Annotated in this window: 18 protein-coding genes; 4 read left to right on the forward strand and 14 right to left on the reverse strand. The window is 65.3% G+C overall.

Annotation, left to right across the window (positions count from 1 at the left end; genetic code table 11):
• Positions 1-2: 2 nt before the first annotated feature.
• The gene (locus FHW58_RS24105) at positions 3-1,559 is read left to right on the forward strand and encodes a glycoside hydrolase 43 family protein (RefSeq protein WP_179675724.1); all 1,557 of its coding nucleotides are present in this window, start codon (positions 3-5) and stop codon (positions 1,557-1,559) included.
• A 39-nt stretch (positions 1,560-1,598) separates the two neighbouring features.
• Here the strand turns inward: FHW58_RS24105 and FHW58_RS24110 are convergent, their stop codons facing one another.
• From FHW58_RS24110 to FHW58_RS24130, 5 genes are all read right to left on the reverse strand, one after another.
• Positions 1,599-3,437, reverse strand: a complete 1,839-nt coding sequence (locus FHW58_RS24110) for a glycoside hydrolase family 28 protein (RefSeq protein ID WP_179675725.1) — start codon at positions 3,435-3,437, stop codon at positions 1,599-1,601.
• Between the two features lie 10 nt (positions 3,438-3,447).
• The gene (locus tag FHW58_RS24115) at positions 3,448-6,072 is read right to left on the reverse strand and encodes a pectinesterase family protein (RefSeq protein ID WP_179675726.1); all 2,625 of its coding nucleotides are present in this window, start codon (positions 6,070-6,072) and stop codon (positions 3,448-3,450) included.
• On the reverse strand, positions 6,069-6,854 hold the full coding sequence (locus tag FHW58_RS24120) for a rhamnogalacturonan acetylesterase (RefSeq protein WP_179675727.1): 786 nt from the start codon (positions 6,852-6,854) through the stop codon (positions 6,069-6,071). The genes FHW58_RS24115 and FHW58_RS24120 overlap by 4 nt, the downstream gene beginning before the upstream one ends.
• 136 nt (positions 6,855-6,990) lie before the next feature.
• Positions 6,991-9,705 carry a TonB-dependent siderophore receptor gene (locus tag FHW58_RS24125; RefSeq protein ID WP_179675728.1) on the reverse strand — a complete coding sequence of 905 codons (2,715 nt, stop codon included), beginning with the start codon at positions 9,703-9,705 and terminating at the stop codon, positions 6,991-6,993.
• A 223-nt stretch (positions 9,706-9,928) separates the two neighbouring features.
• Positions 9,929-10,633 carry a FadR/GntR family transcriptional regulator gene (locus FHW58_RS24130; protein WP_179675729.1) on the reverse strand — a complete coding sequence of 235 codons (705 nt, stop codon included), beginning with the start codon at positions 10,631-10,633 and terminating at the stop codon, positions 9,929-9,931.
• A gap of 280 nt (positions 10,634-10,913) precedes the next feature.
• On the opposite strand from FHW58_RS24130, the gene garD reads away from it, so the two are divergent.
• Together garD and FHW58_RS24140 are read left to right on the forward strand one after the other, a co-directional pair.
• Positions 10,914-12,476: a galactarate dehydratase gene (gene garD, locus FHW58_RS24135; protein WP_179675730.1), complete on the forward strand. Its 1,563-nt coding sequence runs from the start codon at positions 10,914-10,916 to the stop codon at positions 12,474-12,476.
• Positions 12,477-12,600: 124 nt separating this feature from the next.
• Positions 12,601-13,407 (forward strand): NAD(P)-dependent oxidoreductase, encoded by an 807-nt coding sequence (locus FHW58_RS24140; protein ID WP_179675731.1) that lies wholly within the window; start codon positions 12,601-12,603, stop codon positions 13,405-13,407.
• 121 nt (positions 13,408-13,528) lie between these two features.
• Here FHW58_RS24140 and FHW58_RS24145 read toward each other — a convergent pair whose 3' ends face one another.
• Genes FHW58_RS24145 through lepB form a run of 3 tightly spaced genes read right to left on the reverse strand, consistent with a single transcriptional unit; the run spans position 13,529 to position 17,334 of the window.
• Positions 13,529-15,859 (reverse strand): CPBP family intramembrane glutamic endopeptidase, encoded by a 2,331-nt coding sequence (locus FHW58_RS24145; RefSeq protein WP_179675732.1) that lies wholly within the window; start codon positions 15,857-15,859, stop codon positions 13,529-13,531.
• Positions 15,856-16,596 carry an ABC transporter ATP-binding protein gene (locus FHW58_RS24150; protein ID WP_179675733.1) on the reverse strand — a complete coding sequence of 247 codons (741 nt, stop codon included), beginning with the start codon at positions 16,594-16,596 and terminating at the stop codon, positions 15,856-15,858. Before FHW58_RS24150 ends, FHW58_RS24145 begins: the two co-directional genes overlap by 4 nt.
• Positions 16,597-16,656: 60 nt before the next feature.
• Positions 16,657-17,334, reverse strand: a complete 678-nt coding sequence (gene lepB, locus FHW58_RS24155; RefSeq protein ID WP_179675734.1) for a signal peptidase I — start codon at positions 17,332-17,334, stop codon at positions 16,657-16,659.
• 90 nt (positions 17,335-17,424) lie between these two features.
• On the opposite strand from lepB, the gene FHW58_RS24160 reads away from it, so the two are divergent.
• On the forward strand, positions 17,425-17,688 hold the full coding sequence (locus FHW58_RS24160; protein ID WP_179675735.1) for a hypothetical protein: 264 nt from the start codon (positions 17,425-17,427) through the stop codon (positions 17,686-17,688).
• Here the strand turns inward: FHW58_RS24160 and ggt are convergent.
• From ggt to ftsY, 6 genes are all read right to left on the reverse strand, one after another.
• On the reverse strand, positions 17,685-19,439 hold the full coding sequence (gene ggt, locus FHW58_RS24165) for a gamma-glutamyltransferase (RefSeq protein ID WP_179675736.1): 1,755 nt from the start codon (positions 19,437-19,439) through the stop codon (positions 17,685-17,687). The genes FHW58_RS24160 and ggt overlap by 4 nt on opposite strands.
• A gap of 11 nt (positions 19,440-19,450) precedes the next feature.
• Positions 19,451-19,936 carry a hypothetical protein gene (locus tag FHW58_RS24170; protein ID WP_179675737.1) on the reverse strand — a complete coding sequence of 162 codons (486 nt, stop codon included), beginning with the start codon at positions 19,934-19,936 and terminating at the stop codon, positions 19,451-19,453.
• A gap of 262 nt (positions 19,937-20,198) precedes the next feature.
• Positions 20,199-21,086, reverse strand: coding sequence for an RNA polymerase sigma factor RpoH (rpoH, locus tag FHW58_RS24175; protein ID WP_373996725.1), 888 nt, complete (start codon positions 21,084-21,086; stop codon positions 20,199-20,201).
• Positions 21,087-21,343: 257 nt separating this feature from the next.
• Positions 21,344-22,264 (reverse strand): permease-like cell division protein FtsX, encoded by a 921-nt coding sequence (ftsX, locus tag FHW58_RS24180; RefSeq protein ID WP_179675738.1) that lies wholly within the window; start codon positions 22,262-22,264, stop codon positions 21,344-21,346.
• On the reverse strand, positions 22,261-22,917 hold the full coding sequence (locus tag FHW58_RS24185; protein WP_179675739.1) for a cell division ATP-binding protein FtsE: 657 nt from the start codon (positions 22,915-22,917) through the stop codon (positions 22,261-22,263). The genes ftsX and FHW58_RS24185 overlap by 4 nt, the downstream gene beginning before the upstream one ends.
• A gap of 19 nt (positions 22,918-22,936) precedes the next feature.
• The gene (gene ftsY, locus FHW58_RS24190; protein WP_179675740.1) at positions 22,937-23,968 is read right to left on the reverse strand and encodes a signal recognition particle-docking protein FtsY; all 1,032 of its coding nucleotides are present in this window, start codon (positions 23,966-23,968) and stop codon (positions 22,937-22,939) included.
• Positions 23,969-24,026: the final 58 nt, after the last annotated feature.

Genomic DNA, 24,026 nt, shown 5'->3' on the forward strand with positions numbered 1-24,026 from the left:
TCATGGGGCGGATACTGTTGCGGTGTCTGCCCTTTTTGTTTGCGGCGCTGCTGGCCGCCTGCGCGACCGGGCCGCGCGACTACACCAATCCTGTGCTGCACGCCGACTATTCCGATCCGGATGTGATTCGCGTCGGCGACACTTACTACCTGGTGTCGTCCAGCTTCAATAACGCGCCGGGACTGCCGCTGCTGCAATCGCCGGACCTGGTCAACTGGACGCTGGTCGGCCACGCCCTGCCGCAACTGGTGCCGGCCGAGGTCTACGCCACGCCGCAGCATGGCAAGGGCGTGTGGGCGCCATGCCTGCGCTACCACGACGGCAAATTCTGGATTTTCTATCCCGACCCCGATGTCGGCATCTACGTGATGACGGCCAGCGCGTTCGCCGGCCCCTGGTCCGCGCCGCATCTGCTGGTCGCCGGCAAAGGGCTGATCGATCCCACGCCGCTGTGGGACGATGACGGCCAGGCCTACCTGCTGCACGCCTGGGCGAAGAGCCGCGCCGGCTTCTCCAACGTGCTGACCTTGCGCCGCATGGCGCCGGACGCCAGCCGCCTGCTGGACGACAAGGGCACGGTCATCATCAACGGCGACAAGCTGCCGAAGTACACCACGCTGGAAGGCCCCAAGTTTTACAAGCGTGACGGCTACTACTACATCTTTGCGCCCGCCGGCGGCGTGGAATCCGGCTGGCAGTCGGTGTTCCGTTCGCGCCGCATCGACGGGCCGTATGAGGATCGCATCGTGCTGGAGCAGGGCCGGTCGGCGGTGAACGGTCCGCACCAGGGCGCGTGGGTGCAGACGCCGCAGGGCGAGGACTGGTTCATCCATTTCCAGGACAAGCGCGCCTACGGCCGCGTGGTGCATCTGCAGCCGATGGTATGGCGCGACGGCTGGCCGCTGATCGGGCAGGACGTCGGCGGCGCGGCCGGCCAGCCGGTGCTGCGTTATCGCCTGCCGGTGAGCGGCAAGGCCGCCGCCGCGCCGCCGACGAGTGATGAATTCAACGGCGCGTCGCTCGGCCTGCAGTGGCAGTGGAACGCGAACTGGCAGCCGTCGTGGTACGCGCTGGGCGACGGTCGCTTGCGCCTGTACGGCCAGCCGCGCACCACCAATCTGTGGGACGTGCCATCGCTGCTGCTGCAAAAACTGCCGGCCGAGACGTTCACGGTCGACACCCGGTTGGATGCCGCCGGCCTGGCGGAAGCGGGCGTCGCCGGCCTGGTCATGTATGGCGCGGATTACGCCTGGCTGGGCACGCGCCGCAGCGACGGCAAAACCCAGCTGGCGCTGGTGAGCTGCTACAAGGCCGACGCCAGGTGCCACGAGCAGCAGGAAGCCGGCGTGGAGCTGCCGTCGCCGCAGGTGTGGCTGCGCATACAGGTGATCGCCGGCGGCGTCACGCAATTCTCGTACAGCGTGGACGGCAGACAGTACACGCCGATCGGCGCGCAATTCACCGCCAGGATGGGCCGCTGGGTCGGCGCCCAGATGGGCCTCTTCAGCGCCGGCAACGGCGGCCACGCCGACTTCGACTACTTCCGCGTCACCCCGTGATCCGTTTGGCGACCGCCGGCAGCGCGATCGGTGCGCTGCTCAAGCCGACAGTACGGCGTTGTGCACCTTGCCGCCGATGGTCACATTCTTCAGCGCCAGGTTCTTGACGTTGTAGAGGAACCAGGGCGTCGCCGTATTCACCGGCGTGCCGAAATCGCAATCGCTGATCGACACATTCGTCACCGGGAACACCGGCGGCATCGGCTGCGGACCGTTGTAGTCCGACGCCACCGGACCAAGGATCACAATCGCCTGGAAGCAGGACGCGGTCTTGCCATCCTTGCTCACATTGCTGGCCTTGATGTTGGAAATCTGGATGTTGTCCACCACCGGCGGGCGTATCCGCACGTTGTCGCTGATCGGCGTGTAATCGCAATCGAAGGTGACGATGGCGCCGGCCGCAGTGGCCACCGTCTTCGACTGAATCGGCGACCCAGGCAGCGACGCATAGAACGACGGCGAAATCTGCACGCCATTCGGCACCGTGCAATCGCGCACGTAGAAGTTACGCAGGTAGCCGCCGCGATTCATATTGGTCTTCATGCGGATGGCGGTATTGAGCGGATTGGTCTTCCAGTTGGCGTTCTCGAACACCAGTTTTTGCGCAAACACGTTCTGGATGCCTCCCGCCATTTCGCTGCCCAGCGTGACGCCGCCATGGCCGCTGTGCATGATGCAGTTCTGGATGACGATGTTCTGCGACGGGCCATACTGCGTATCCTGATCCTTGCCGGCCTTGATGGCGATGCAGTCGTCGCCGGTATCGAAGGTGCAGTCTTCCACCAGCACGTGATCGCAGGCCTCGGGATCGAAGCCGTCGCTGTTAGGGCCGTGGCTATGCATGTAGACCTTGCGGATCACCAGGTTGCGGCAGTGGACCGGGTGGTGCTGCCAGAACGGCGTGTTCAGCACCTTGTAGCCCTGCAGCAGAACGTTGGTGCAGCCGATGATCTGGATCATCGGCGCGCGCAGGTAGTGGCCGATGCCGAACACGCGCTTGGACAGCGCCACGCCGGCCTCCGACAGTGCCGGCAGATACTGCGCGTCGGCGCGCCATTTATCGCCTTCACCCTGAATCAGCAGGCGTTCCGCCTCGGTCAGCGCCGGCGCCACGGTGGCCAGCGATTCCGCGTTCAAGGGATTGACCGTGTTTTCCGACATCTTGCCAGCCTTGAAGTTGGGCGTGGTGCCCTGGCCGATGGAGTTGATGGTTTTCTGCTTGCCCTTCCAGGTCCACCACGAATCGCCGGCATCGTTGAACGGAACGCCGCCCTGGCCGTCGAGGATGGAGGTCCAGTCCTCGCCGGTCAGCGCAATGTTGTTCTGGCCGTAGGCGTAAATCATCGGCGAGTAGTTCAGGCAATCGTTGCTCTGCCAGCGCGAGATGGTCAGCTTGCCGTTCCTGCCGCAGTCGATGTCGCCGTACTTCGCATAGTCGGCCGGATTGTGGCTGAAGTAGACGTGCGCGCCCTTGGCCAGATGCAGATTCACATTCGACAGCAGCACGATCGGGCCCGCGCAGTACCAGTCGCCGGCCGGGATCAGCACGCGGCCGCCGCCGGCCGCGTTGCAGGCCTTGATCGCGGCCTTGATGGCGGCGTAGCAGTCGGTGGAACCGGCGGCCGGCGTGCCCAACTCTTCCTGATCTTCGTGCGACACCCAGGCCTTCACCTTGGTCAGCTTGCACGGCCTGGCGCCGTAGGCGGTGATGTTGAAGTCCTGCTTGCGGAACGACAGCGGCCTGGAGACGTGATCGATGATCGCCTGCGCCTGCAGCCAGGGATCGGGCGCGGTGGCGGCGAGGGCGGGAAGGCTGAGCGACATGCCCGCCGCCGGCAGTGCTTTCATCAGGTTGCGGCGTTGGCTGTTGATGGTCATGCTGTGATCCTTATTCATCCGAATTATTGAACTCGCCGAGGAAGACGTCCGGCGGCGAAGGTGGTTTGCTGTAGCCGAGATCCCTGACCGGATCGATGCCGGCCTTCACCAGGTTGTTCCAGTGGTCGTCCGAGTTGTATTGCGCGGGGCGGAAGGAGATCGTGCCTTTCTTGTTCCAGTCGGCCCACGGATGCTCGCGGTTAATGTGCGCGCCGATGCGCGAATTTAGTACCACCATCTTGCCGACCGCTTCCAGCGAGGTGCGCGCGATGGTGCCGGTCGGCGCCTTGTAGGCGTTGGTGGCGCCGTAGGCGCAGCTGTAGCCGTCAATCGGCAACGGCGCATACGGGGTGCAGCGCGAGCCGGCGAACCACTGGCGCAGCAGGTAGAAGTCGCCGTTCTTCTTGCCCTCGTGGGTGAAGCGGCAGTTGTCGAAGACGAAGCCGTACCTGGTCTTCACATAGGTATTTGGCGCGGCGGTGTAGGACACGCCACGGTCGCCGAGCGTGCGGATCTCGGTCTGGTAGAAATAGGTGGTGCTGTCGCCGAAGATGAAATCGACGTCGCCTTCAATGTATGACTTGTTGAAGAAGCTGCGCACGGTGCTGCCGATCTGCGGCGACTTCAGATACAGCGTGTCCTGAAAGCCGATCAGGCGGATGTTCTCGAATTGCGCCTTGTCGGCGCTGTCCACGCTCAGCGCCAGCGCCTGGTGGTGCACGTTGTTGATGTTGGGGAGTTCCTCGGCGCGGGCGTTGCCGGTGTCCTTGTTGTAGGCGTTTTCAAACGTCAGATTGCGCGCCTGGAAACCGGCATTCTGCGTCCAGACGGTTTGCGTGCCGAAGGTGCCGATCTGCGCGCGGTCCTTGATGGTGGCGTACATGGCCTGCACCGCCGGCGCGGCCCTGGCGAACTGCGCGCGGTACAGCGCATCGTAGGCGGCGCCGGTCATCGACGCCTCCAGCTTGGCGGTGATGCGCGTCGCCGCCGCATCCTTGCCCTCGCCATACATAGTGATCGGCGCTGCGGAAGCGGGGATGTAGACCAGTTCCTGATACACGCCGGGCTTCAGCAGCAGGTACAAGCGTTTGGCCGGCCGCGCGGCGCTGTCGGCCACCGCGCGGCTGACAGCTTCCTGCACCGTGTTGAAAATACGGACGCCATCCGCTTTGGCGGCCTTGTCGACGATGTAGTCCGGCGTGAAGGCCGCGCCCCTGGCCAGCGGGTCGCTCAACGGATCCCATGGATCGACGGTCTCCTTGCCGGCCACGCCGACGTACTTCAGCACTTCGCCGTATGAGAACTGCCTGGCCTGATCCAGCGACAACTGCGGGCGTGCGCTCAGTGCGGCGCTTTCCGGAAACGGCACGAAGCGGTTGCCGCAGTTGCTGGTGTCGCTGGCGCTGATCGCATCGCCGCTCAGACGCGCAAACTCGATCTTGCGGTCCACCTTGCCGGCGATGCTGACGTCATGCAGGCGCGCCTGCACCGGCCGCTGCTCGTCGTAGCCCTGTACCACCACACGGCCCGGTGATACGGCATGCACATCCGAGAAATCGATGTTGGTGAACACCGGCACCAGCGCGCCTTGCGCATCCCTGGCGTAGCGGGTGCTGATGTCGATCGGCGTTTTCACATCGCGCAGGCATACGTTGCGATAGCTGACCTGATCGACCACGCCGCCGCGCGACACGTCGCTCTTGATGCGCAGGCCGGAAGTGGTGCCGTCCATGCTCAGGTCATCGACCAGCACGCGGCGCACGCCGCCATTGGTTTCGCTGCCGATCGACATGCCATGGCCGCTGTAGAAGCGGTTATGCACGATGGAGATGTTCTCGGTCGGCCCGTTGTTGCCCGCCTTGACGGCGACGTTGTCGTCGCCGGTGCGGATATGGCTGTAGGCGATGGTCACGTTGCGCGACGAGATGGGATCGATGCCGTCGGTATTGCGGGCGGTGGCCGGCGTGTCGATGCGCACGCCCCAGGCAGTGAAGCCGTCCACCCGGTTCAGCGCCACGTGGAAGTTGGGCGAATTGCGCAGCGTGATGCGGTGCAGCGTGATGTCCAGCGAACCGGTGATTTCAATCAGGCGCGGGACGTTCTGGCGGGCGTCTTCCTTTTGCGCGCGGCGCGCCAGCTGCCACCACGATTCGGTGCCGCCGTCGACCACGCGGCCGCCCTGGCCGTCGATCACGCCGTCGCCGTAGATGCCGCTGCCTTTGGCGTTGTCGATGCTGATGAAGGGCTTGCAGCCGCGTCCCTGTTTGTCGATGGTGCCGCAGGTGCCGGCGCCGCGATCGTACAGTTTGGGATTGCCGCTGGCTTGCAGCGTGACCCCGGCGTCCACCAGCAGGCTGACGCCACTGCGCAGCGACAGCGGGCCGGCGACGAAGCGCTGTTTCTCGTTGCTGCCCGACAGGCGCACGGCGCGGCCGGCGGGGCACTGGTCGATGGCGGCCTGGATGCGGGCGGTGTCGTTGGTGGCGTCGATGGCCGCGCCGGCGCCGGCGGTCAGCACGCTGCAGGATGGCGGCGCGCTTGGTTCGGTGACGTTGCGGGTGTCCTGCGCGTGGGCTGGCGCGCCGCAAAATGCGGTCAGCAGCGCGGCGCAGGAGGCGATGCGTCGTGTGTTCACTGCTCGTTCTCCGGCTTGAACTGGGCGGCCAGTTCAGGGACGGCGCGCTTCAGTTCTTCCATCACCATGCGCGAGAAGAAGGCCGCGCCCCTGGCGCCGAGGTGGGTGCGGTCGAAGGCGCTCTTGGCGGCGCCGGCGACTTCGACTTTGCCTGGCGGTTGCGGCGCGCCATAGTCGGCGGGGCGCGGGACCATGGCCAGCGTGTCGGCTTCGTCCTGGCCCATGGCTTGTACGGCGGCGTAGCTGTCGGCGTTGAGGTCCAGCAGCGGCACGTGCTCTTCGGCGGCGGTGGCGCGGATCACGTCGGCCCATGGGGCGAGATTGTTTTCCAGGATGCCGTCCTTGAAGGTACGGCGGGTCAGTGGCGTGACCAGCACCGGGATGCCGCCGAGAGCTTTGACTTCCTTCGCGTAGCGCGTCATGTTGGCGGGGAATTCGGTTTTCAGGTCGGTTGAGCGGCCGGGTTTTCCCGGCTGGTCGTTGTGGCCGAACTGGATCAGCACATAGGTGGCGCGGTAGGCGGCGCTGCCGCGCAGCAGGCCTTCCACCTCGTCCCAGCGGCCTTCGGCGCGGAAGCTGCCGGAGCTGCGGCCGCCCTTGGCGAGATTGAGGCAGGTGTTGGCGCGGTTGACGCGGGCACAGAAGGCGTCGCCGTAGCCGCTGGTGTTGGCCAGGGTGGAGTCACCGACCAGGATGAGGCGTATGGGCTTGGATGGCGCGTCCGCCGCGTGTGCCGCGCCCAGCAGGGAGAGGGTGGCGGCAAAGAAGATCAGGTCTTTCATAGGACTATCCGGATAAAGGCGTGGTGTGGTGCTGACGGCACCTCGGAAACCCGCACACCGCTGCGGCCAGGGTCTGACCCCGTACGGGGTCAGACCCTTTCGGTCGGGGTCAGACCTTTTCGGTCGGGTGCGCCGATCAGAAGTTGTACGTCACCCGCACATTGTAAGCACGGCCGATCGGGCTGGACGCGCTGCTCAGGTAACCAAAGCTGTACAAGCTGCTGTTGGTCGCCGGCGGCGGCGCGTTGAACAGGTTGGTGATACCCGCCACCACCTGCATGTTCTTGAAGCCCGCGTACGTGGTGGTGAAGTTCCACTGCTTGTACGAGTTGATGTTGCGCCAGTACTGCTTGGCCACCAGATTCTGATCGGTGTACTTCGAGTTGTAGTTCTGCGTCAGCTGGCTGTTCCAGTTACCCTTGGCCCAGTTCAGCTTCAGCGTGTGCTTCCAGCGGTAGGTGATGATCGGGAAGCTCGACGTGGTGCCATTGCTGGCCAGGCCGAACTGGCCGATGTTGGACACGAAAGGGCTGCCGTCATACAGCTGGTTGTCGAACTGCGTCAGATAGGTGCCGTCGATGCCGACCTTGAAATCGCCATACGCCGTTTTCGGGAAGTTGTACGAACCCGATACGTCCACACCCGCCGCCTTCTGGCCACCCAGGTTCATGATGGTGTTGTTGATGTAGTTGATGGTGCCATCGGCGTTACGCACAAAGTACGACGCGTACTTGACCGGGTCCAGGAAGTACACCTGCTCCGGCAGATTGGCCAGCATGTCCTTCATCCTGATGTTCCAGTAGTCCAGCGAGATCATGCTGTTCTTGACCGGTTCCATCACCACGCCCAGCGTGTAGCCCTTCGACTTCTCCGGTTTCAGGCCGGCGTTGGAGCCGGTCTGTTTAGGCAACTGGGTGTTGCAGACGGTCGACGCCACATACCCCGGCAGGGCGGTGCCGCTGCCGGCCACGCCCGGCGTGCCGCCAGGGCACAGCACGGGATCGTCCCACTTGGCCGAGGTCAGGCCGGTGGCGCCTGGCAGGCGGTAGCCGTAGGCGTCAAACAGCGTCGGCGCGCGGAAGCCGGTGTTGGCCGAGCCGCGGAACATCAGCGTCTTGGCGGCTTCCCAGCGGAAGCTGACCTTCGGATTGACGGTGGTGCCGAAGTCGTTGAAATGGTCGGCGCGCACGGCGGCGTTCAGTTCCAGCGACTTGGTCACCGGCGCGTTGATCTCGGTGAAGATGGCGGCCACGTTGCGCTGGCCTTCGCCGTGCGATGGCGAGGAGTTGGCGTAGGTGACTTGCGAGGTAATCGGCAGCTTGGTGTCTTCGGTGGTGTCGCGGTGCAGGTCCAAGCCCAGCGCCATCGCCAGCGCGCCGCCTGGCAGTTCCGTCAGCGAACGGCTGGCGGTCAGGTCGACACCGGTGAAGGTCGATTTCGAGTAGCGGTTCTTGGCGCCGTCCACGCTGATCGACTGCAGGTAAGCCTTGCCGTCCGCGTCCTGCAGGCCGAATGGATTCAGCTTGCCGTTTTTCAGGCCGTCCAGCAGGCCTTGGCCGTTGAAGTAACCCGAGTAGTAGTAGTTGGTGCGTTCGGAGATGCCGATCACCAGGCCGGCCTTGTAGTCCCAGCCGGCCAGCGTGCCTTCGTCGCTGATGGCCACGCGCTGATTCAGCTGCACGTCCTTGGTGGTGGCCAGGCCGCCGTCGGCCACGGCCCAGGTCACGGTCAGCGGCGCGTTGTTCAGGCCCGCCACCGCCGGCACACCGCCGCTGCCGCCCGGATACCACTTGCTGGTCGATGGCAGGATGGCGTTGACGCCGTTGACCGCCAGCGCATTGGTCGGGTTCTTGGTGCCGAGGATGAATTCCTCGCCGCGCGAGTAGTCGATGCTGACGATGTGGTCTTCGCTCAGCTTCTTGGCGGCGCGGGTGTAGAAGGTGACCTGCTGGTTGGCGTACAACGCGGTGCCGTACTCATTGGCGTCCAGTACGCAGGTGCCTTTCTGGCCGACGATCGAATACGGCGCCAGGCACTTGCCGGCATACGGGTTCTGCGCGTTCTTGTTGGTCGGCGTGGTGAAGTTGGCCGGCGTGGCGTTGCCGCCGGTGCCCAGCGTCGGCGGGCGGCCCAGCGCGGTCAGCACGTCGGCGGAACTCAGGTAGGCGCGGTCCGATGCGGCCAGGCGCGAACGCTGGTGAGCGTCGATGGTGGCGTAGAAGCTCCAGCCGTCGCGTTCCAGGTTGCCCTTACCCCAGGTGGCGGTGATGCGCTGTTCGTCGCCGCCGCCTTTTTTCTCGGGCTGCACAGCTTGCAAGGTCACTTGCGCGCCTTCGGACTGGGTCTTGGTGATGAAGTTGACCACGCCGCCGATGGCGTCGGAGCCGTAGATCGACGAGGCGCCGTCGCGCAGCACTTCCACGCGGGCGATGGCGCTCAGCGGAATCACGTCCAGGTTGGCGTAGCCGTCGGCGATGGCCTCGTTGGCCAGGCGGCGGCCGTTGAGCAGCACCAGCGTGCGGTTCACGCCCAGGCCGCGCAGGTTGATGTTGGTGCCGGAGCCGGCGTTCGATGGCGCCAGCGAGGCCGATTGCGGCAGCGCCATCATGAAGTCGGCGAGGGTGGTCATGCCTTGCTTGACCAGGTCTTCGGCCTTGACGCTGGTGACCGGCAGCGATGCTTCGTTGGCGACGCGCTTGATGCTGGAGCCGGTCACTTCGACGCGGGTCATGTTGGCATCATCGGTCTGGGCGCTGGCTTGGTTGGTCAGGGCCAGCACGGCCAGGCTGATGGCCGTGAGCAGCAGGCGAGGTTGGGCGGAACGGTTCTGGACCGAGTGCACGGACTTCATGGTGTTGTCTCCTTCGTCTCTTGAATAAAGTTATACGCGGCGCTGTGCAGCGCCTGCGTGAGTGGAGCACCTCGCGTACTCCGTGCCGCCGTGACGAGGGCCGCTGTGCCGGGGATGGCAGAGTGGCGGCCGAGGTCGGGCCGGTCGATAACTTGATTTGCTTTTATGCGCGGCCGGCGTCGAGGCCGGACCTGCGGTGCTACGGGTGTTGCGATGGGCCGCGTTATCCGCGCGAGAAGGTGCGGGTCACGCGTTCCAGGTGGGCGCGCATGGCTTTGCGCGCCGCCGCCGGATCGTGGGCGGCGATGGCCTCCAGGATGCGGCGGTGGTCCTTCAGCGTTTCCTGACGCAGTTCCTCGGTCTGGAAGTGTTCCTTGAGCTTGTGCCACAGGCGGCCGCGCTGGTCCCACAGGTAGTTCAGCGATCCGACCAGCGCGCTGTTGCCGGTGGCGCGCGCGATGGCCAGGTGGAAGTTGCGGTCGGCCTGCTCGTTGCTCGAATAATTGGCGTGGTGCTTTTCCATCTCCTCCACCGCTTTGAGGATGGCGTCGACGGCGCTGTCGGTGGCCACGCGGGCGGCGATGGCGGCGATCTCGGATTCGATCAGGCGGCGCGCGGACAGCACTTCAAACGGGCCAGGACCGGCTTCCGGCAGGTCGGTATCGGCCGGTTCGGGGATTTCGCTGACGTAGACACCGGAGCCGCCGCGCACTTCGATCACGCCGCCCAGTTCCAGCGCGATCAGCGCTTCGCGCAGCGAGGCGCGGCTGACACTCAGCTTGGTGGCGAGGTCGCGCTCGGACGGCAGACGCTCGCCGGCGGCGATGTTTTCGTTGCGGATCAGTTCCTGGATGCGGTCCGCCACCACGCGGTAGAGGCGCGGCTCGTGGGCGGCGTTTTCGGCAGGAGGGGCAGTTTTTTTCTGCATTGCTTGTCTCGTCTGTATCTGTGGCTTATCGATCTGCCATCTGGTCAGGCCATTCTAAGGTGGTCAGACCAAATACGCAATGTGGACTAGCCAAATTAATTTTAAACTGGCATACTGAATTCATCGGGCGGCAGTCTTCCTCCCATGTTTGAAGGGCAAATCCCCTAGGGAACATGCGGTTTTCGGGCTGTGGCGCGCAGGCCACAATCATGTTAGGGCCGGCCAATAACAGAAGTGGTCAGACCACTTTGCGAGACCAAAAAACAACGTAGGAAAGCCAATGACGACACCGACGAGCGCCAACACGCCGCGCTACATCCTCATGCACGACAACGATAACGTCGCCATTGTCGTCAACGACGGCGGCCTGCCGGCCGGCGCCGTGTTTGCCAACGGTTTAACGCTGCTGGAAGCGGTCCCGCAGGGCCACAAGGTGGCGCTGCGCGATCTGGCCAAGGGCGACCGCGTGATCCGCTACAACGTCACCATCGGCTTCGCCGCCAAGGACCTGCCGGCCGGCAGCTGGCTGGCCGAGCACAATGTGGAGATGCCGGCCGCGCGCGAGCTGGAGGGTCTGCCCATCGCCACCGTCAAGCCGCCGCCGATGGAACCGCTGGAGGGCTACACCTTCCAGGGCTACCGCAATCCGGACGGCAGCGTCGGCACCCGCAACATCCTGGCGATCACCACCACCGTGCAGTGCGTATCCGGCGTGGTGGAATTCGCGGTGGAGCGCATCAGGAAGGAGCTGCTGCCGAAGTACCCCAACGTCGACGACGTGGTGGGCCTGGAGCACACCTACGGCTGCGGCGTGGCGATTGATGCGCCGGGCGCGCCGATCCCGATCCGCACCATCCGCAACATCGCGCTCAACCCCAACTTCGGCGGCCAGGCGATGGTGGTCAGTCTCGGTTGCGAGAAGCTGCAGCCAACGCGCCTGTTCCCCAAAGGCTCGATTCCGATCCAGAACGCCGGCGGCGCCGATCCGGGCCTGGTGTGCCTGCAGGACGCGCAGCACGTCGGCTTCATGTCGATGATCGACTCGATCATGCGGCAGGCCGAGATCAACCTGGCGGAGCTGAACAAGCGCCAGCGCGAAACCGTGCCGGCCTCGGAGCTGGTGGTGGGCGTGCAGTGCGGCGGCAGCGATGCCTTCTCGGGGGTGACCGCCAATCCGGCGGTGGGCTTTGCCACCGACCTGCTGGTGCGCGCCGGCGCCACCGTGATGTTCTCGGAAGTGACCGAGGTCCGTGATGGCATCGACCAGCTGACTTCCCGCGCCACCACGCCCGAAGTGGCCGAAGCCATGATCCGCGAGATGGACTGGTACGACAATTACCTGAAGCGCGGCGGCGTCGATCGCAGCGCCAACACCACGCCGGGCAACAAGAAGGGCGGCCTGTCGAACATCGTCGAGAAGGCCATGGGCTCGATCGTCAAGTCGGGTAGCGCGCCGATTTCCGGCGTGCTGTCGCCGGGCGAGAAGCTGACGCAGAAAGGCCTGATCTACGCCGCCACGCCGGCCAGCGATTTCATTTGCGGCACGCTGCAGCTGGCGGCCGGCATGAACCTGCACGTGTTCACCACCGGCCGCGGCACGCCCTACGGCCTGGCCGAGGTGCCGGTGATTAAGGTCGCCACCCGTAACGACCTGGCCAACCGCTGGCACGATCTGATGGACATCAACGCCGGCCGCATCGCCAGCGGCGAGGCCACCATCGCGGATGTCGGCTGGGAGCTGTTCCAGATGCTGCTGGACGTCGCCAGCGGCAAGGAAACCTGGGCGGAGAAATGGAAGCTGCATAATGCCCTGGTCCTGTTCAACCCGGCCCCAGTGACCTAAGCACCGTCATTCCGGCGCAAGCCGGAATCCCTAGAACGCTTACACGCACGCTCGGCACGGATTCCCGCCTGCGCGGGAATGACGATGCTGCTGCCAACGACGACCGATAACAACGGAGAGAAAAATGAGCAAGCCATTCAAACGACTGCTGCTGACCGGCGCCGCCGGTGGCCTGGGCAAGGTGCTGCGCGACCGCATCAAGCCCTGGGCCGATGTGGTGGTGCTGTCGGACATCGCCGACATGGGCGAAGCGCGCGAGGGAGAGGAAATCGTCCAGTGCGACCTGGCCGACAAGGCGGCGGTGATGAAGATGATGGAGGGCGTGGACGCGGTGCTGCACTTCGGCGGTATCTCGACCGAGAACACCTTCGAGAACATCATGCACGCCAACATCCTCGGCACCGCCAATATCTACGAGGCGGCGCACAAGCAGGGCGTGAAGCGCATCGTGTTCGCCAGCTCGAACCACACGGTGGGCTTCTACCGCAACACCGACTACATCGACGCCACCGCGCCGACGCGGCCGGACTCGTTCTACGGCATCAGCAAGTGCTTCGGCGAACAGCTGGCCAGCTACTACTGGGACCGCACCGGCCTGGAGACGGTGAGCCTGCGCATCGGCTCCTCGTTCCCGGAGCCGAAGGACCGCCGCATGATGGTCACGTGGCTCAGCTACGACGACCTGGTGGAAGCGCTGCGTCGCTCGCTGTTCGCCACGCGGGTTGGTTTCACCATCCTGTTCGGCATGTCTGACAACGACGTGGCGTGGTGGGACAACAGCAAGGCCGCGCACCTGGGCTACAAGCCGAAGGACAGTTCGTCGCAATTCGACGGCCTGTTCCCGGACAGCGGCGACTATCCCGACCCGAATGCATCGGTCACCTACCACGGCGGCGCGTTCGCCCTGGCCGAGGTGCGCTACAAGGAGTAAGCCCAAGCGGGTTAAGGTTTGGCTTTTCTGCGGCGCGCGCGGAGATTGCTAAAACCCGCAAACCGCTGCGGCCAGGGTCTGACCCCGTACGGGGTCAGACCCTTTCGTTTTGGGGTGCTTTTCAGAGCCAGAACTGCATAGAGAGAATGACGGCGTTGTAGGTGGCGTGGACCAGCATCGGCGCCAGCAGCGTTTTGCTGCGTTCATACGTCCACGCCGCGCACAGGCCGAGCACGAACACCGGCAGAATCGACAGCGGCGGGTGCACCACCGCGAAGACAGCGGCGCTCATCAGCATGGCCCGCGACGCCGACATGGAGCGCCGCAGACCGCCATAAATCAGCCCCCGGAAGATGAACTCCTCGCACAGCGGCGCGGCCACCACTGCCAGCGCCAGCACCCAGCCGCGTCCACCGGCCAGCTTCGGCGCGCCTTTCACCAGTTCCGCCCACAATGCGGTGTGCTGGATCGCGATGAGATAGGCCGCGCCAACCGCACAAGCCACCGCCGCGGCAATGCCGGCGCGGCGCAGCGAGATGCCGACCTCCATGCCGTGAACAATGACCGGCACGCCGGCGGCCTTGTTGCGCCAGTAGACGTAGCGCATCAGCAGGTAGATCACCACGCCGGAAATGCCGAAGGCGATGGTCATCGCGCGCAGGTCGGACTTGCCGAAGATGAGCAGCAGCAGGCCTTGCAGGATGAAGAACGCGGTGGCGGCGATCAGGCCATCGGCGGTCGACACGCGCGCCGGCGGCGCGGCGGCGGGGTCGAGCAGGTAGGGCAGGGCGTCGCGCGCCTTCTGCCACAGCGCCAGCGCCATCGACGCGATCAGCACCATCACCACCAGCTTTTGCGACCACACATTGCTGTAGATCGACCAGGTGTAGAAGCTGGCCAGCAGCATGTACAGGTAGACGTAGGTGGGCCGCACCCGCGTGCGCGCGTCCACCGCCAGCGGGTCGCAGGCGAACACGCCCAGCGACACGGCGATCATGGAGTAGATCGGGATGCCGGCGAACACCGTCAGCACCAGCGCCAGCGTGCTCCAGTCGACTTCCGTCGTGTACCACGCGGCGATGCCGATGACAGTGGCTGGATACACCAGCGTCAGCGTGCCCCATAGTTGCGCCTTTTCCTTCAACACGCTTTCCAGCGAGCGTGGCACGGTGTATAGCAGCCACAGGACGTGGCCTTCGTTGTTCAGCGTCTGGAAGGCCGACAGCATCAGCACGTAGACGCCCATGCCGAAGGCGATGGCGGCGGCCACGATGTGGTGGTCGCCCAGCTCCGCGAGGCTATTCAGCTTGCCGTTGAAGACCATCTGGCTGCCGACGATGATGATCGGCAGCAGCAGGGTCTGGAACATGAAGTTGCGGTCGCGGCTCAGCAGGCGCAGCTCGCGGCGCTTGACCGGCGACAGCACGGCAGTCAGCAGCGCCACAAGGCCGCGTGACGGCGCTGCTGCCGCCGCCGCGCCCCGCGCGCTCTCACGCGCGCCCGAGTTGACCACGCCATGCCGCAGTTGATGACGCAGCAGCGCCATGCCGGCCCACATCAGCAGCGCGCCTTGCGCCAGCAGCAGCGCCACGTTTTGCACGAGTTGCGCCGCGTCCTGTGCCTGGATCGCCCGCAGCACCAGGCCGGGCGGCAGCCAGCCGACCCACGCCGGAAACGCGCGCGCCCATTCCATTGCAAAGCCGCTGGCCTGCGGCATACCAAGCGCCATGACGAAGTAGATCAGCGGCAGATTGAACAAGCCCGTCACCGCCTGCATGTTGCGTAGCTGCGCGGCCGGAAGCCACATGCGCAGGCCGGTGTCGGCCAGCGTGTGCAGCATGGCCGCCAGCGGCAGCAGCGCGGCGGCCGACAGCAGCGCCACAGGCAGCGCGCTCCACGCGTGGCCGGAATGCCAGGCGATGACGCCGTACGCCGGCACCAGCGCGAACCAGCCGGCGATGTTGCTGGCGCTGCGTTCCAGAACACGGCCCCACAGCAGCGTGCCGCGTTGCACCGGCAGCGTCACCAGCCATTCCAGATCCCAGTCCGGCTGCGCCAGCTCCTTGCTCCCCAGCGGCAGCAGCACGGCGACCAGCAGCAGCAGCGTCACCTCCATCGTCAACCCGTTGACCAGCGCCGGCGCGAACGGCGCGGTGGCCAGTTCCTCCTCCGCCGCATGCTGGTCGGTGTGGCGCTCGCCTTGCGCGTCGACGTAGACGCATTCGCTGGCCGGCGCCAGCTGGCACTGCATATTGAGCACCACGTTGTTGGACATGCTGGTGAACGAGAACGACATCAGCAGCACCATCAGCACCCACAGGCTGCTGCGCTTGCCGCCGCTGGTGTCGCGCGGCTTTTTCTTCTGGAAGCGGAACAGGTTGTTGAACACCATGTTGCGCTGGCGCGTCAGACGCATGCGCGTCATCAGCCAGATGGTGTGCAGCGCGGTCATTGCGCCGTCTCTTCGCTGGATTCTTCGGTGATCTTGAGGAACACGTCTTCCAGCGAGCCGCTGGCGGACGACTCGGCGCGGATTTCGTCCAGCGTGCCGGTGGCCGCCAGTTCGCCGCGATGGATGATGCCGACGCGGTCGCACAGCTTTTCTGCCATGTCCAGCAAGTGGGTCGAGACAAAGATGGTGACGCCGCGCGCCGCCGCCGCCAGCAAGCGCTCCTGCACGTCGCGCGAGGCGCGCGGATCGAGGCCGTTGATCGGCTCATCGAGAATCAGCACCGCCGGGTCGTGGATCAGCGCGCAGGCCAGGCCGAGACGCTTCTTCATGCCCAGCGAGTAGTTGACGGCGTAGTCCTCGCCGGCGTCGCCCAGGCCGAATTCCGCCAGCAGGCGCGCGCCGCGCGCGGCCGCCTCGGCGCGCGGCAAGCCGTGCATCTCGCCGACGAACTGCAGGATTTCGCGGCCGCGCAGGTAATCGTAGAACACCGGTGTATCCGGCAGGTAGCCGACGCGGCGCTTCACCTCGGCCGGCTCGGCGTGGCAATCGAGGCCGTCGATCAGCACCCGCCCGCCGCTGGGCACCAGGATGCCCATCATCATGCGGATGGTGGTGGTTTTGCCGGCGCCGTTGGGGCCGAGGAAGCCGAACACTTCGCCGCGCCGCACGGTCAGCGTCAGCGGTTTGACGGCGTTGAAACTGCCATAGACTTTGGACAGGCCTTGAAACTCGATCATGAGGGACACCGGCAACGTTATGAATTTACTATGCCATCATAACACCGCCGGCGCCGCCGGCTACTGCTTTGGATAGAGGCTCATGCCAAAACGTTCGGTGCGCGGCATCCAGTTGCCGGTGATGTCGGCCGAAGCCAGCACGCGCTCGGCGCGGCCGATCAGCAGCGCGCGCGGCACCAGGCCGATGTAGCGCGAGTCCTCGCTGTTGTCGCGGTTATCGCCCAACATCATGTACTGGCCGGGCGGCACCACGACCGGCGCGAAATCACGCCGCGCCCGTACCTGCGGCAGGAACTGGATCGCATGGCGGCTGTCGCCGACCGCCTCGTTGACCTGCACGGCGGCCAGCTCGCCGACGCCGCGGATGCTTTCCACGCCGTGACCCAGCGCCGTGTAACCGGCCGCCTGGCCGTTGATGATCAGTTCATCGTTGCGCATCTCGACGCGGTCGCCGGGCAGGGCGATCACGCGCTTGATGAGGCGCGTGCCGTTGACTGGCGAGGAAAAAGTCACGATGTCGCCGCGCTTCGGCTCACCAGTGGGGCTGATGACGATGTCGGTCAGCGGCACCTTGACGTTGTAGGCCAGGCGGTTGACGAATACCACGTCGCCCTCCAGCAGGTTGGGATGCATCGACGAGGAGGGGATGGGATTCCAGTCGGCGACGGCGGTGCGGAAGATGCCGAACAGCGCCAGGAACATCAGAAAGCCCTTGTTTGCGCGCAGCCATTTTTTCATGTCTTCTCCCAAGTGAGTGATAGTCGGGCCGTGTAGCCGACGTTAATATTGTGAGCAGATTCTTAATCATGGCTTAGCTGCGGAGTCTCTATGAAACCCTACGATCTGCCGCTGCTGCTGTCGGGCGAAGTGCGCGATTACGCGGCTGGCCTGATCGGCAACAGCCTGCGCGCGCTGATGAGTGAACCGGAAGAAGGCCGCAGCGGCTGGGCCGACCTGCCGTTCCTGGTGCGCCAGGTCAGCCGCCTCGATCCGCCGTCGCCATCGTTCTGCAACGGCGACTGCCCGCGGCACCTGCTGGCCTGCGAACTGGCGGTCAACGCGCTGCAGGAATGGATGGCGCAACGCGCCTAGTGCGCGCGCTGTTGCACCAGCGCGCTGCCCACGCCGTGGCGATGGCCCTCGCTGACCGCCGTCACCGTGCCGTCCGGATTGAACACCAGCGCGTTGGCGGCGCCGATTTCCTCCGCCTCCTTGCTCCAGCGCTGGCCGGTCTTTTCCAGCGCCAGCGCCTGCGCGCTGCCGGCGAAGCCCGGTTCCACATCGGTCGCCAGGCCATTGCGTTCCGATAGGCGCGGCGCGTTGACCGCGTCCGGCATCGACATGCCCAGGTCGACGTAGTTGAAGATCGTTTGCAGCACGGTGGTGATGATGGTGGCGCCGCCCGGGCTGCCGACCGAGAACGCCGGCTTGCCGTCCTTGAAGGCGATGGTCGGCGACATGCTGCTGCGCGGGCGCTTGCCGGCTTCCGGCACATTGGGCGCCGGGCCGGAAAAATCGAAGTCGGTCATCTCGTTATTCAGCAGGAAGCCGTAGCCGGGCACCACGATGCCGCTGCCGCCCCACGATTCGATGGTGTAGGTATACGAGACGATGTTGCCGTCCTTGTCGGACACCGTCAGGTGCGTGGTGTGCGCGCCTTCGGCAATCAGCTTGGGGGCGTTGGGGCGCAGCGGCACGCTGACGTCGTTCTGGAACGGATACGGATCGCCGGCCGGCGCCTGCGCGCTGGCCTGCCGTGGATTGATCAATTCACGGCGCCGGGCGGCGTAGGCCTTGTTCAGCAGGCCGGCCACCGGCGCGTCGACAAACTCGGGATCGGCCAGATAGGCATTGCGGTCGGCGAAGGCCAGCCGGCTGGCTTCGAGGTACAGGTGCTCGGCCTGTGCGCGCGGCATGGCTTTGAGGTCGTAGCCTTCGAGGATGTTGAGCGCCTCGGCCACCGCCACGCCGCCGCTGCTGGGCAGCGGCATGCCGTACAAGTCGTAGCCGCGGTAGGTGCTGTGCACCGGCTGGCGCAGGCGCGCCTCGTAGTTGGCCAGGTCGGCCAGCGTCATCTTGCCGGCGGCCACCCTGGCGCCGGGCGCGGTGGGCGGGGCGTTGACCGCGTCGACGATCGCGCGCGCCATCCTGCCGCTGTAGAAGGCCTTGACGCCGCCAGCCGCCAGCTCGCGGTAGGCCTTGGCCAGGTCCGGATTGCGCAGCGTGGCGCCGGCCGGGATGGCCTTGCCGTTGCGCAGGTAGAGCGCGGCGGTGGCCGGGAACAGCGCGAACTTGGCCTCGTTGCCCTGCACCAGATGGGAGAAATTGTCGCTGACCGTGAAGCCCTTGGTGGCGACGTCGATGGCCGGCGCCAGCACCTGCTTGAACGACATCGAGCCGTAGCGGTCCAGCGCCTCGTGCCAGCCGCGCACCGTGCCGGGCACGCCGACCGACATGCCGCTGGCCACCACCGTGTCGAAGTCCAGTTCCTTGCCGTCTTTCTGGAACACGGTCGGCGTGAAGCTGGCCGGCGCCGTTTCACGGTGGTCGATGGTGATCACGCGCTTGTCCCTGGCCAGATAAATCACCATGAAACCGCCGCCGCCGATGCCGCAGCTGAACGGATCGGTCACGCCCAGCGTGGCAGCCGCCGCCACCGCCGCGTCGATCGAGTTGCCGCCCTTGTTGAGGATGGCGATGGCCGCCTGCGAGGCCGGCTCGCTGATGGTGGCCACGGCGCCGCCGGTGCCGGTGGCAACCGGGGTCTTGGCGGCGGCCGGCAAGGCCAGGGAAACAATGATGGAGGAGACGAGAACGGTGCGGAAGGGCGGGCGGATGGTCATCTGGGCAAGCTTTAAGGTGGGTTAATGTTGCTCACCTTTAAGCTTACCTGATAATCCGGCGCTGCTTCATTTTTTGCCGGCACCTGTTGCGGCTCGAACCCGGCCAGCGTGAAGGTCAGGCCGTCGCGGCTGATGCTGGGGGTGCCGTTGGGCATGTTGTCGGAGAGGACGAAGTTGCTGGCCGTGCCGTCCTGCTGCAGCAGCGCGAAGCTGAAGCTGATGTAGCCGGCCCAGACGCACACGGCGTCCGCGCGGCAGCGGCTGTCGTTGACGCGTTCCAGCCGCACCACCGGCGCGGCGGCGGCGACGCCGGCATTGTGCTGGACGGCGGCAGCGCCGATGGTGGCGCTGGCGCCCTGGCGCAGCACGTAGGTGGCGGTGAACGGCGCCGGCGCCGGCGGCACGCGGCTGCTGGCGGCGCCGCAGGCGTAGAGCATGGCCATCACGGCCGCCAGCAGCGGCAGCACGATCAGTTGCCTGATGATGTTTTTTTTCATGGGAGAGCCTCTTGCATCAATTGGAGGCAAGCTTAACAAAAAGACCACGCGGGCGGCGCACGAACGGCATGGGGTGAGCGCTAGCTCAATGAAGGTCTAAATAGATGGTGCCTTGCTGCATGCGGCACCCGCGAAACCCGCACACCGCTGCGGCCGGGGTCTGACCCCGCATGGGGTCAGACCCCTTCGGTTGGGGTGGAAAAAAAAGTGCCGCGCGGCGCGCTAGCGCCGGGCGGCAGCCGGGGAGATCTGACTGTGAGACTTAAACGTACGCGGCCAGCGCGCCTTTCATTTTCTTCAGCGCAGCCGATTCGATCTGGCGAATCCGCTCGGCCGATACGCCAAACTCGTCCGCCAGCGTGTGCAGCGTGGCGCCGGAACCGTCGTCGTTGGCCAGCCAGCGCGCCTCGATGATGCGGCGCGAACGGGCGTCCAGCTTGCCCAGCGCTTCTTCCAGGCCTTCCGACTGCAAACGGGTCACCTGTTCGGCTTCCAGCACGCGGGTCGGCTCCTGCGCTTCCGACGACAGGTAGGCGATCGGCGCGAACTTGTCGTCTTCGTCATCGCTGGGCGACTCCAGCGCGATGTCGCGGCCGCTCAGGCGCGTTTCCATTTCGATCACTTCCTCGCGCTTGACGTCCAGCGTCTTGGCCAGTTGATCGATCTGGGCCGGCGTCATCGCGTCCAGACTGGTCTTGTGGCTGCGCAGGTTGAAGAACAGCTTGCGCTGGGCCTTGGTGGTGGCCACTTTGACCAGGCGCCAGTTCTTCAGAATGTATTCGTGCATCTCGGCCTTGATCCAGTGCATGGCGTACGACACCAGTCGCACACCCTGGTCCGGGTCGAAACGTTTTACCGCCTTCATCAGGCCGATATTGCCTTCCTGAATCAGGTCACCGTGCGGCAGGCCATAGCCCAGGTAGCCGCGGGCAATCGACACCACCAGGCGCAGGTGGGACATCACCAGTTGCTGGGCGGCGCCCAGGTCGGCCTGGTCCTTGAGGCGCTTGGCCAGCGAGATTTCTTCGTCGTGCGTCAGCATCGGCAGGCGATTGACAGCCGAAATGTAGGCATCCAGGTTACCCAGGTTGCCACTAAACCCGAGTCCCAGAGCACTGTTTTTCGCAGGTACCACGGACATCATAGTCATTTTCGTTTCCTTCGCTTGAATACTGCATATGAGCACTTATGTACTCCGATGGACATATATTAGCACTCTCTGTCGATGAGTGCCAATCATCCAAAATCAATGAAGCTGATAGTAAAAACACTATCGGGACTTCCTTTATCTTTAGGATGCGCGATGGATCTTAGGGAGGGCTTAACACAGGAGAACATCTTAAGCCCGCCGAAGGCGCGCCCTCCGTGCGCGGACGCACGGAGGGGCGACAGGACTCAATTGCATGCTTAGTTGAGACGGGCGGTATGGCGCCTGACCGACAGGCGGGCGCCGATCAGGCCGAGCGTGGCGGACAGCGCCAGCAGCGCGGCCACGGCCAGTGGCGGCAGCGGCGCCAGCTGGAATTCCGAGGCGTACAACCTTGCGAATTCGGCAATGGCGTTGTTCAGCGGCCGTAGCGCCAGCGTCACCGCGCCCAGCGCCAGCGCGCCGGCGCCCAGGCCCAGCAGCGCGCCGGTGTAATAGAAGGGACGGTGGATGAAGCTGTCGGTGGCGCCGATCAGCTTGGAGACCAGGATTTCCTCGCGCTGGGTCAGCACCTGCAGGCGGATGGTGTTGAAAATCACCGCCACCACCACCGTGCCCAGCGTGGCCGCCAGCAGCAGCAGCGCCAGCCGCAGGATATTCAGCAGCGCCGCCAGCCGCTTGACCCAGGCCGAGTCCACCTGCACGGTGTCGACGCCCGGCAGCGCGTGCAGTTGTTCGGCCAGCTGGTCGACGTCGCCGCCGGCCTGGGCATTGCGGAAGGCGTCCAGCTTCAGCACGTAGCTGTCCGGCAGCGGGTTGTCCCCCAGCGTGGCCAGCACGTCGGCCAGGCCGTTCTTGTCCTTCAGCTTGTCCAGCGCCTTTTCGCGCGGCGTGAAGATGATTTTGGCCTGCTTGTTCTTGACTGCCTGGCGCAGTTGCACCGCCAGCGCTTCGGCCTGGTCACGCGGCGTGTCCTGCTTGAGGAACACCGAGATTTCCGGATCAACCGACAGCGACTCGGACATCGGCCGCACATTGTCCAGCAGCGTCACGCCCATGAAGGGCAGGGCCAGCGCGATGGCCACCACTAATATATTGAACAGGAAGCCGCCCGGCGAACGGCGCAGGTGCACCAGCGCGGCGGACAGGGCGTAGCGGTGTTGACGGAACCAGTAGGTCATGCCGGCACCTCCACCTGGCCGTGGTTGAGATGGATGACGCGCGCGGCGGCGTCCAGCATCACCTCGTCGTGGCTGGAGATCAGGCAGGTGACGCCGACCGAGTTGAACGCCTTGAGCGCGTCCAGCACCTTGTTGGCGCTGGCGCGGTCGAGGTTGGCGGTCGGCTCGTCGGCCAGGATCACCTGCGGACGGTTGACGATGGCGCGCGCGATCGACACGCGCTGCTGCTCGCCGCCGGACAGGGCCAGCGGCTGGGCGCCGGCGCGGTCGCCGAGGCCGACCTTGTCGAGCGCGGCGCGGGCGCGCTGCTCGGCCTGCGTCTTCGAGGCGCCGGTCACCAGCAGCGGCAGCATGACGTTGGCCAGCACGGTGCGGTCGGTCAGCAGCCGCTGTTGCTGGAAGATCAGCCCCAGGTTGCGGCGCAGGAACGGCACGGCCACCGGCTTGATGCGGGAAATGTCCTGGCCGTTGACGATGACCTGGCCGGCGCTCGGCCGCTCCATGGCGGCGATCATCTTCATCAGGGTGGATTTGCCGGCGCCGGACGGGCCGGCCAGGAACACCAGTTCGCCTTTTGCTATCGTGAAGGACACGTCGCGCAGCGCGCTTACTTCCGAAGAGTATTGTTTGGAGACGTTCCTGAATTCGATCATAGAGGTCTGGTGAGGTGGATTAGCCAAGCAGTGCTTCTACAAATTCGGCAGCCACGAACGGCTGCAGGTCTTCGATTTTCTCGCCCACGCCGATGAAGTACACCGGCACCGGGCGCACGCGGGCGATGGCCGCCAGGATGCCGCCCTTGGCCGTGCCGTCCAGCTTGGTGATCACCAGGCCGGTCAGCTTGAGGGCGTCGTCGAAGGCCTTGACCTGCGCCAGCGCATTTTGCCCGGTATTGCCGTCGATCACCAGCAGCGTTTCGTGCGGTGCGCCCTCCATGCCCTTGCCGATGACGCGCTGGACCTTCTTGAGTTCTTCCATCAGGTGCAACTGGGTCGGCAGGCGGCCGGCGGTGTCGACCATGACGACGTCGACGCCCTTGGCCTTGCCGGACTGCACGGCGTCAAACGACACGGCGGCCGGGTCGCCCGAGGCTTGCGAGATGACGGTGATGTTGTTGCGCTGGCCCCAGACCATCAGCTGTTCGCGGGCGGCGGCGCGGAAGGTGTCGCCGGCGGCCAGCAGCACCGACTGGCCGTGCGTCTGCATGTGCTTGGCCAGCTTGCCGATGGTGGTGGTCTTGCCGGCGCCATTGACGCCGGAGATCATCATCACGGTCGGCGTGTGGCGGCCCAGTTCGAACGGGCGCTGCAGCGGCGTCAGCAGGTCGGTCATCAGCTGTTTGAGCGCGGCCTTGACGGCGGCGGCGTCCAGCAGCTTGTCTTCCTTGACCTTGCGTTTGAGTTCAGCGAGCAGGTATTCGGTGGCGTCGACGCCGGCGTCGGACATCAGCAGCGCGGCCTCCAGCTCGTCGTACAGGTCGTCGTCGATCTTGGCGCCGACGAACAGCACCGACAGGTTGTTGGAGGTTTTGGACAGGCCGGCTTTCAGGCGCGCCATCCACGATTGTTTTTTCTCGGCGGGTTCCTCGATCGGCAGCAGGTCGGGAACATCGGGCGCGGCGGCGACCGGGGCGGCCGCGGGGGCGACGACAGGCGCCGCAGGCGCTTCGGGAGCGACAGGTTTTTTCTTGAAGAAGCTGAACATGGATATGTAGTTGGGGTGCTGGCCAGCACGGAGTTTGCTTATTTTACCAGAGCCCAAC

This window comes from Duganella sp. 1224 (assembly GCF_013408245.1).
Lineage (GTDB): Bacteria > Pseudomonadota > Gammaproteobacteria > Burkholderiales > Burkholderiaceae_D > Rugamonas.